The sequence below is a fragment of the Streptomyces sp. NPDC047515 genome (assembly GCF_040643055.1).
GTDB lineage: Bacteria > Actinomycetota > Actinomycetes > Streptomycetales > Streptomycetaceae > Streptomyces.
The window spans coordinates 1-8,075 of the sequence record NZ_JBEYTM010000118.1 but is presented as its reverse complement, the minus strand read 5'-3'; the positions used below and the strand labels follow the sequence as shown (position 1 = coordinate 8,075).

Below are 8,075 nucleotides of genomic sequence, written 5' to 3'. Positions count from 1 at the left end.
ACACGCACACGGTGACCGCCGCCTGCCGTCCGGAAAAGGATCCCGGGCGGCGCGTCACATCACAACAGGGCAAACGTTGCCTGATCCGGCACTAGACTTCGGCAACCCCGGCACCAAGAACGCCGACGGCACCCCGCGCACTGCGCAGACCTTCATCTCCTGGAACACCACGCCGTTCCAAGACGCGTTGGTCCTGGACGCGAAGCTGTCTTTGTACAACTTCCACTCGGGCAACACCGACTGCAAGGCCTACCCGTGGGAGGTGTGGTCCTCCGGCGCCGCGTCCACCTCCAGCCGGTGGAGCAACCGCCCGACGATGACGGCGAAGAAGGCCACCTCCACCGAGACACGCGGCAATTCGGCGTGTACCAGCACTCAGCCCAAGGGCTGGATCAACGCTGACATCACCACGCTGGTGCAGGAGTGGGCGTCGGCCAAGGCCACCCGCGGCCACATGGGCATCCGCCCCGCCGACGAGTCGGTGGTGGCGCAGTGGAAGCGCGTCAACTCCGCCAACGCCGCCTCCAATCCGCCGAAGCTGGTGGTCAACTACAACTACCGGCCGCGTACGGGCACCAAGCAGCAGGCGGGTCCTCCGTACACGCAGGACAAGACGGGCACCTGGCGCGTTGACACGACGACCCCCACCTTGAGGGACACGTTCCTCGACCCGGACGGCGACAAGGTCAACGGCACATTCCAGATCTTCGACGACGCGACCAACAAGCAGGTCGGCGATCTCTTGGTCTCCCCGTTCGTGGCCAGTGGAAAGCCGGCAGAGGTCACGGTGCCGGCCGGGCGGCTCCAGCACGGGCACACCTACCGGTTCCGGACGTCTCCCTACGACGGTACGCACTACAACCTGGAGTGGTCGCCATGGGCCAAATTCAGCGTAAGTCCCCTGCCCGGTATCCCGCAGGACCTGCAGGCCGGCGCCGAGCAGACACTGACGCCGATCCTGTCGGCCGTGGTCACCGATCCCTCCCAGGGACGAGTGAGCAGTGAGTTCACGCTGAAGGATGCCGCAGGATCCCCGATTCCTGGGCTCACCTTGCAGCCGGTGTGGACGGACAGCGGGTACCGGTCCGCCGTGCAGATCCCGGACGGGGTGCTGACTGACGGCGCCACCTACTACTGGAACGCCCGAGCCTGCACAACGGTCGGCTGCTCACCCTGGTCCGCGCAGCAGAAGCTCACCGTGCGGGTACGGCCTCTGCCCGTTCCCGAGTCCAAGACCCTCACCCTCATCGACGGCAAGCTCGCCGCCGCATCCGCTGCGACGGACTGCGACGCCGCATGCCCTGCCACACCCGACGGGAAGATCCTCGCCGGACGGGCCGACGGGCACGACTGGGCCACTTGGATCAAAGCGGACCTGACGTCCCTGCCCAAGGGATCCTTTGTGACCGGGGCCAAGCTGTCCCTCACACGCGCCGACTGCATCACCGGGTGCACGGCTCAGAAGTTCGACCTCTTCCAGCTCGCCGCCGCGTGGTCCCCGTCGCAGAGCGGGAACGAACTTCTCGCCGCCGCAAGCGACGACAGCTACGCCTCCGGTGAGGAACTCACCGTCACCAACCTCGGCCCCATGGTGCAGTCATGGGCCGAGTTGGGGGACAACACCGGTCTGCTGCTGCGAGCAGCAGATGGAGCGCCGGGTGCGGCTTACTACTCAGCCGCGGTCGGCGACGCTGCGAAGCGGCCGCAGCTCACTATCCAGTACGTCCCACCGTCCGCTCCGGGACCGGTCGAGGACGTCGCTGTCGGTGCCGGCGACAAGGGGCTGCTGGCCCGGTGGAATCCGCCGCTCACCGGTGGGGCCGCCGGTGAGGAGACCGGCTACACGGTGAAGGTGGAGACAACTGACGGGCTGGTGGTGGCCGAGGTCGAGACCACCGTGCCTCGCTCGGTGATCACTGGCCTGGACAACTCCCGCGCCTACCGGGTCGCGGTCACGGCACACAACACCTTCGGCAACGGGCCTGTTTCGCGCTCCGCGCTCTCCCAGCCGGCCGCGGTCTCCGGCGGTCCGGACCTGTACAAGACGTACGTGCAGGACTACCTCGAGGCACGCGGACGGATCATGACCGGAGGAAGCCTCACGGCCGGGGACGCCGCCGCCGAGTCTTCCCACGGGGCGGTCTTCCGCGACCTTCTCCAGGCGCAGGAGGAAGGTCTCGTTGGCGCACGGGAGGCCCTGGAGCAGCGCGGCCAGAGCTACAGCTCGGCGTCCGCTGAATTGAGCGACGTGCTGGTGCGCCGCGGCACGAACTCTGCTGACGTGATCGTGCACGCGACCGTGAAGGAGTCGGAGACGGTACGCACGGACGGCGTCGACGACAAGACCGAGGGCAGCAGTGACAAGCGGTTCACGTTCACCGTCAAGGACGGTGCCGTGACGCTGGCCACGGAAGCCGATGACGCCTCCGCCGGTCTGACGCTGTCCCCGACCGCTGCCGCGGAGGCCCAGGTAGAGCCAGAAGGGTCGGAAGACGCCGATCTCCCGGCTGACGACGACGGCGCCCTGGACCTGGACGACAACGGGTTCCCGGTCACCTACGGCGTATCGCGGGTCGCCACGCTGGCCAGCGTCGTCGACGGGAGCGGAACCGCGAACTGGGCGTACAAGAACCGCGGTACCAAGTGGGAGTACAAGCAGGACTGCACCAACTTCGTCTCCAAGGCCCTCTACTACGGCGGCCACATGAAGTTCCGGAATGGTGGCCGCAAAGCCGACCACTCCTGGTGGCAGGAGTACTGGCTTTTTGGCTCGATCAAGAACAAGACGTACACATGGGCCGGGGCGGACAACCTGCGCCGTCACGTCACCAAGTACCGCCACGCGAAGACCATCTCGCGTGCGGGCTCGGCCCAGGTCGGTGACGTCATCTTCTTCAAGTGGAAGCAGGAGAGTCGCTATAACCACGCTGCGGTAGTACGGGCCAATTCACGCGGTGAGCTTCACCTCGTCCAGCACGGGATCAAGACGCTGACTACGCTCAGCGACGTGATCGCCCGCTACAAGAACAAGAAGAACTCGATCGAGAAGATCCTGATCGTCCGGGTCAAGGACAGGTGACGCGATGAAATATCTCAGGGCCGTATGCGGCACCGTGGCAACCCTGCTGCTGGGCTTGTCGGCATGCTCACCGATCGACTCCTCCGACACTCGGTACGAATCGGATTACGCCAACCACGAACCGCTGCACGTGTTCGGCTATCCGTCCACCGGCTCCCTGCAAGTCATCCAGGAGATCGTGTGGCGCATCGCCGACGGCAAGGCCGGGGATCTGGAGAAGCTGGCGACCAGCGACAGCACCGACAGCGAGACCCGGAAGACGGCCGCGAACTGGATCAAGAGCTTCCAGAAAGGAGCCCAGGGAAAAGTCGCGGCGGACTTCTACGACGAGGCATCCGAACGCCAAGTCGTGGTGCTGTACTTCCAAGGCACCCAGCAGGTCAAAGAGGTCACGGTGCGGCTGGACGGCAACGCCGGCGAGGACGGTTGGCGAGTCATGATGAATGAAGGCAGCTTGAAGGAAGCCACCAGCCCACCCACCTGGGCTCCGAAGGAGCCCGGCGGGAACGGATCGGTATCCGACAGCTGAGCCCGGATCCGGGCACAAGCAGGCAGGGGGCCCGGCACTGCCGGGCCCCCTCGCCATGGTGCGCCCAGTTGATTCCTCGTATGCGTCGAGGCCGGCCTCAAGGTCGTTGGGGTGGGCCGCGAGGGTGTGGGCGAGTTCGGCGCCGTCACACATGGCCCAGTTGGCTCCTTCACCGTTGGGGGCCTGGAGGTGGGCGGCGTCGCCGATGAGGGTCACGCCGGGCGTCCGTTGCCACTGATGCGCGTCGGGCAGGGCGTAGTGCGGGCGCAGGATGGGCGGGGTTTCGGTGCCGGTGATCAGTGCGGTGAGTTCGGGTGCCCAGCCTGCGAACTCGGCCGCGACACGGGTGGCGGCCGTGGCCGGATCGGAGAAGTCGATGGCGTCGAACCACTCCAGCGGCCTGGTGAGCGACACGTAGGCGTGCAGGGTGTCGCCTTGCTCGCGGTGAGCGGTGATCGCCTTGTTCGCTGCAGGAGCGAACATCGAACCGCCGCCCACCGCGTCGGCGGTGGCCGGGTGTCGCGTGTCGGCGTTGAACAGGCAGGTCTCGACGAACGAGGTGCTGGCGTACGCGGGCGTCGCGTGCGACACCAGTGGGCGGATCCGTGACCAAGCGCCGTCCGCGCCGACGAGCACGCTCGTGGTGACGGCGCTGCCGTCGGTGAAGGTCACCTGGTGGCGGCCGTCTCCGAGGCTCCGGGTGCCAGTGACCTTGCGACCTCAGTGGACGGTGTCGTGCGGGAGCGCGTCGAGCAGCATCCGTCGCAGGTCCGAGCGCTGTGCTTCCGGGCGGCCGCCAGTGCCGTCGTCACCTTTCTCGAACAGGACACGGCCGTCCTGTCCCAGAACGCGTATCGCCTGGCGCAACGATGGCGCGGAATTCCGTCATCAGCCCAGCCGCCTCGATGGCGAGCTGCCCGTTGTAGTCATGGATGTCGAGCATCCCGCCCTGCGCCCGCGCCTCGGGCGAGGCTTCCGCCTCGTAGACCTCTACCGGTATGCGGCGGACGTGCAGAACGCGGGCCGGCGTGAGTCCGCCGAGCCCGGCTCCGGTGATCGTGACGTGGTGCATGACGCCCCTTTGCTCTTGCGACCGGCGTCGGCCGACCAACACGTTGGTGCACTGTTCCAAAGTAAGACCGTATGCCACGTTGGTACGGTGCACCAATTTGGATCGGTGCACCAAATGTGCACCATCGAGGTATGACGACGCGAGCACGCCGACCACAGCGGCGCAACCAGGTGCTCTCCCGGGAGCAGATCATCGACACTGCGGTCGAGATCCTCGATGCGGGCGGCGAGAGCGCGCTGACCATCCGGGCACTGACCGAACGGCTGTCCACCGGTTCCGGGGCGATCTACTACCACGTGGGCAACCGTGACGAGCTGCTCGGCACGGCGACGGAAACCGTGATCGGCGCGGCGCTGGCGACCCAGCCCGCCGGGGCTGCGGCCACGCCCGGGGACGAGATCCGTGTCGTCGCGCTGGCCCTGTTCGACGCGATCGCCGCACATCAATGGCTCGCCACGCGGCTGACCCTCCAGATCATCCGGAATCCGGTCGGCCCGGTGACGGTGGGGATCTTCGAGCGGATCGGCGGGCAGGTGGGCGCCTTGGGCGTGCCGCGAGCCTCCTGGTTCGACGCAGCCTCGACGCTCGTGCACTACATCCTCGGAGCCGTCAGCCAGAACGCCCGCATCGAGGGGGACACCTCAGGAATCGACACCGACGAGGGTCGCGACGAGTTCTTCGATGCGGCGTCGACGGCATGGCAGGGGCTCGACCCGGGGGCTTACCCGTTCATGCACGCCATCGTCGGCCAGATGAGAGAGCACGACGACCGCGAGCAGTTCCTCACCGGCATCGCCGTCATCCTCGACGGCCTCACCCATCTGTGCTGACCCGGCCGATCTGGCCGGGTGCCCCCCATCGTTCGTTTCTCGAAAGGACACCTCTCATGCACGACGTCGTGATCGCGGGCGGCGGCCCGGTCGGTCTGTTCCTGGCCGGCGAGCGGCCCTGTCCGGCTGCTCGGTTCTGGTCCTTGAGCGGGGCCCGGAACTCACCTCGCCCCTGAAGGCGTTCCCGTTCGGGCTGCGGGGCCTGAACGCCGGGTCGGCCGAGACGTTCTACCGCCGCGGCCTGCTGGAAGCGATGGCGCAGGCTTCGGGAGTCAACGCGCAGAAGGTGGGCGCGGATTCGGAAGTGGTCGAGGCGCCCGACCCTCGTGAGCTGAGCCATTTCGCGGGCATGACGCTCGACGCGGCCGACATCGACACAGCCGCCCTCCCGTCTCGGCTGCCCAGCCCGGCGATGGAGGGGTTCATGACGAGCCTGGAAGCGGTCGGATCGGTGCTGTCCGAGCGGGGGAGCGTCGATAAATTGATGGAGCGTGTCATGTCAGCCTGTTGTTGATGTTGTGTGCATGACGTAGGTGGCGAGTTCGCTGGGGTCGACGAGTCGGATGGGCAGTGGTTCTGCGTGGTGGCCGTGTTGCTGGAGCAGGGGCCGGACCTGCTTGATCAGGGTGCGCATCTGGTTCTCGCCGATGTGGAAGAGGTGGGCGGTCAGTGAGCAGGGCAGCCCGCGCTGATCGAGAACGGCGGCCCGGATCATGCTTTCCACGGCGAGTTTGCGGTGACGGGGGCGCTGGCCGGTGGGGACTTGATCGATCAACGCGCATACGCCTGCGGTGAGTTGATCGAGTGCATGTCGGGTCATTCCGGTCAGTACGGGGTGGGTTGCCATGGTGGTGTCGAAGGTGTGGGCGTGACGGGGGTGGGTCCGGCGGGTGGGTGGCTGGAGGGGCACGGCGGGGACGCCGGGCTGGGGCGGGATCGTATAGTTCCACTCGCCGTGGAAGCTGTCGGGGGTGATGGTGAGTGCGGCGGCGTGCTGGGCGTCGATTTCGATACCGATGGGGTAGGTGCCCTCGTCCAGGCGGGCGTTCACGCTCAGCCCGGTGCTCGTGATGGTGGCCGCGATGAGGTTCAGGGCGACTTCGTAGCTGGTCAGAGGGCGGGCCCGCCAGTTCATCGAGATGAACGAGAACAGACGATGCTCCACTTTGTTCCATTTCGACGTGCCGGGTGGTAGGTGGCACACACTGATCTCCAGGCCGGTCTCGGTGGCCAGGGCGGCGAGGTTCGCTTTCCATGCCTTGGCCCGGGAACTGTTGGAGCCGCCGCCGTCGGCAGTGATCAACAGACGGCGCGCGTTCGGGTAGGCGGCCTGCCCCTCCTCCTTCCACCAGCGGCGCAGGGCGGCCACCGCGAACGCGGCGGTGTCATGGTCGGTGCCCACCACTACGTAGCCGGTGTTGCGTCCGACGTCGTAGATGCCGTAGGGGATCGCGGTGCCGACCGCCTGGGAGGGGAAGTCGTGATCGAGGACCTTCACGGGTCTGCCGAGCGGGGCCCATTCCCGCCCGGCCTGTGCGAACAGCCCGATGTGGTCGGGTGGGTGCGGCGCATTACTGCGCCGCACCCCCCTCAGAACCGTGCGTGCCCGTCGTCCGAGCACACGGCTCAAGCAGGCCCTGCTGGCCCGCTGGCAGATTGCAGTGCTGTCCGACTGCCGGTGCTGGCACCGCGCCAGCGGTGGCAGTGGGTGTGGATCAGGCGAAGGTGGGCGGCGCTGTCCGGTGTGCTGCGACCTGGGTCGGCGGTGATCGCGTTCTTGCGGACCGCCTGTCGGGTCACCTTGAGCCACTGTTCCCATTCCGATGGGCTTTGCGGCTCGTGGTCGGCGTGCAGGAGGAGCCCGTTGCAGAGCGGACATCGGCCGTGCTGCTTTTGCAGCAGACGCAGCCCGGTCGCAGTCAGCGGGGGTTTCCGCTTGCTCCGTCGTGTAGCCCAGTACTCGGTCAGGGCCGGGTCGTCCACCGACGCCCGGCCCGGAACCATCTGGTGCCGGACAATCTTGGTCCAGGCGAACTTGGTGAGATAGGCGCCGGTCTCCCGGTCACCGAACACCCACCGGTCCTGCCTGGCCCGGTTGAACCGACCGAAATATCGGGACGCCACCCAGTGCTTCGACTTCTTCGGGTGGCTGTGCTTGGCCCACTTGTAGGTGAGCTTCCACATGTGAAAGTCCAGCGAGGCGAATGCCTCGCTGGACACCACGCCCCGGTAGTAGGCGGCCCAGCCCCGGATGATTGGGTTGAGTTTGGCAATCACCGCCGCGGCGTTGACCCCTCTCAGGTTCACCACCTCGGCGGAGAGCCGGTCCCGAATCCGTTGCAGGGCAGCCCTGCTCGGCTTGATCAGCAGCGTGCCGCGATAGCGGCGGACGTTGAACCCCAGGAAGTCGTAGCCGTCATCGAGGTGCGCTATGCGTGTCTTGTCCTCGTTGAAGACCAGGCCCCTGGGCGTCAGCCACGCGGCGAGCCGAGCCTTGACCTGTTCGGCCTCGTCACGGTTGTGACAGAGAGCCACAAGATCGTCGGCGTATCTGATCAAAATCGG

General features: G+C 66.9%; 4 protein-coding genes and 4 pseudogenes. 5 read left to right on the top strand and 3 right to left on the bottom strand.

From position 1 onward, the window contains the following. Positions 1-91 precede the first annotated feature (91 nt). The 3 genes and pseudogenes from ABZ826_RS38395 to ABZ826_RS38385 all read left to right on the top strand — a co-directional run. Positions 92-895, top strand: a pseudogene (locus tag ABZ826_RS38395) (DNRLRE domain-containing protein); the annotation flags it as partial. A gap of 72 nt (positions 896-967) precedes the next feature. Beyond that, the gene (locus tag ABZ826_RS38390; RefSeq protein WP_361459101.1) at positions 968-3,079 is read left to right on the top strand and encodes an amidase domain-containing protein; all 2,112 of its coding nucleotides are present in this window, start codon (positions 968-970) and stop codon (positions 3,077-3,079) included. 34 nt (positions 3,080-3,113) lie between these two features. Continuing rightward, on the top strand, positions 3,114-3,608 hold the full coding sequence (locus ABZ826_RS38385; RefSeq protein ID WP_361459103.1) for a hypothetical protein: 495 nt from the start codon (positions 3,114-3,116) through the stop codon (positions 3,606-3,608). A gap of 69 nt (positions 3,609-3,677) precedes the next feature. Here ABZ826_RS38385 and ABZ826_RS38380 read toward each other — a convergent pair. Further along, positions 3,678-4,680 (bottom strand): annotated as a pseudogene (locus ABZ826_RS38380) (NAD(P)/FAD-dependent oxidoreductase); the annotation flags it as partial. A 131-nt stretch (positions 4,681-4,811) separates the two neighbouring features. Here ABZ826_RS38380 and ABZ826_RS38375 point away from each other — a divergent pair. Both ABZ826_RS38375 and ABZ826_RS38370 read left to right on the top strand, forming a co-directional pair. Then, on the top strand, positions 4,812-5,510 hold the full coding sequence (locus ABZ826_RS38375) for a TetR/AcrR family transcriptional regulator (RefSeq protein WP_361459099.1): 699 nt from the start codon (positions 4,812-4,814) through the stop codon (positions 5,508-5,510). Between the two features lie 56 nt (positions 5,511-5,566). Further along, positions 5,567-5,976 (top strand): annotated as a pseudogene (locus ABZ826_RS38370) (FAD-dependent monooxygenase); the annotation flags it as partial. 459 nt (positions 5,977-6,435) lie between these two features. Here ABZ826_RS38370 and ABZ826_RS38365 read toward each other — a convergent pair. Both ABZ826_RS38365 and ABZ826_RS38360 read right to left on the bottom strand, forming a co-directional pair. After that, positions 6,436-7,095 (bottom strand): annotated as a pseudogene (locus ABZ826_RS38365) (ISAzo13 family transposase); the annotation flags it as partial. 41 nt (positions 7,096-7,136) lie between these two features. Beyond that, a partial coding sequence (locus ABZ826_RS38360; protein ID WP_361459097.1) for a group II intron maturase-specific domain-containing protein occupies positions 7,137-8,075 on the bottom strand: 939 nt, incomplete at its 5' end.

Bases quoted from the DNA above. Each gene is read 5' to 3' on its own strand.
- ABZ826_RS38375 (WP_361459099.1), top strand. From the start codon at position 4,812: ATGACGACGCGAGCACGCCGACCACAGCGGCGCAACCAGGTGCTCTCC.